Below are 709 nucleotides of genomic sequence, written 5' to 3'. Positions count from 1 at the left end.
GGAGTCCATGAAAAGGAGCGGCCCGGCAGGCTGGCGTGGGTAGGCCAGCAAACGCCGGGCCTAACCGGCGCCGGGTTCGGGGGCGAACGCGGCGCCGGCTGGCTAAACAATACGCTCTTGCCGAAATAGCAGGCACGTATCCATAAGGACGAACGTGGGAGTAGCCCAACGTTTCAGTGTTTCGTCTCGGGACCGAATTGCTGGCATCAATTTTGCGTCAGACGCATTGCTGGTACAGCAAGGGATTTTCACATTGCGACTGTCTGCTCAGCCTGCGCGAAGGCCAGGATCACCGAAGTGCATATACTCAGCGCCGCTGCAGATCGAGGATGTGCAGATCGACGAGAATGGCGATGTGACCCTCTCGATTATTGCTGACGACATCTACTCGAAGAATTCCACACAGCGCTATCAGATCACGTTGACCGAAGCCGAAATCAGCATTCTCGCCCACGGCGTCAGGCCCCACAAAGCATTGACCGCCGGCTAGGCGGAGGCTGGACGCCGTGCTCATAGCCGGCCCTCAAATTTGAATGCCGCCACAGTTGCTTTGTCTCACAGTGGCCGAATGTCGAAATACCTCTTCGAGGTTGTGAGAAATGGGCACGCTCTTGGCGATGCCTGGGTCGATCTCGATAGCCTGAGCGAAATGCGACGAGAGGCGCTCAAGGCTCTGCAAGACATAGCAGTCGACGAAATGGCCTCAAGC

Annotated in this window: 1 protein-coding gene; it reads left to right on the top strand. The window is 57.4% G+C overall.

The annotated features are described in order from the left end of the window. The first annotated feature begins 331 nt into the window (after positions 1-331). Positions 332-490 (top strand): hypothetical protein, encoded by a 159-nt coding sequence (locus tag EN857_RS35050; RefSeq protein WP_187331545.1) that lies wholly within the window; start codon positions 332-334, stop codon positions 488-490. Positions 491-709 lie beyond the last annotated feature (219 nt).

It is taken from the genome of Mesorhizobium sp. M4B.F.Ca.ET.214.01.1.1 (assembly GCF_004791545.1).
Classification (GTDB): Bacteria; Pseudomonadota; Alphaproteobacteria; order Rhizobiales; family Rhizobiaceae; genus Mesorhizobium; species Mesorhizobium abyssinicae.
Note: the sequence above shows the minus strand (reverse complement) of the source record. Positions and strands in the feature narration are given on the sequence as shown.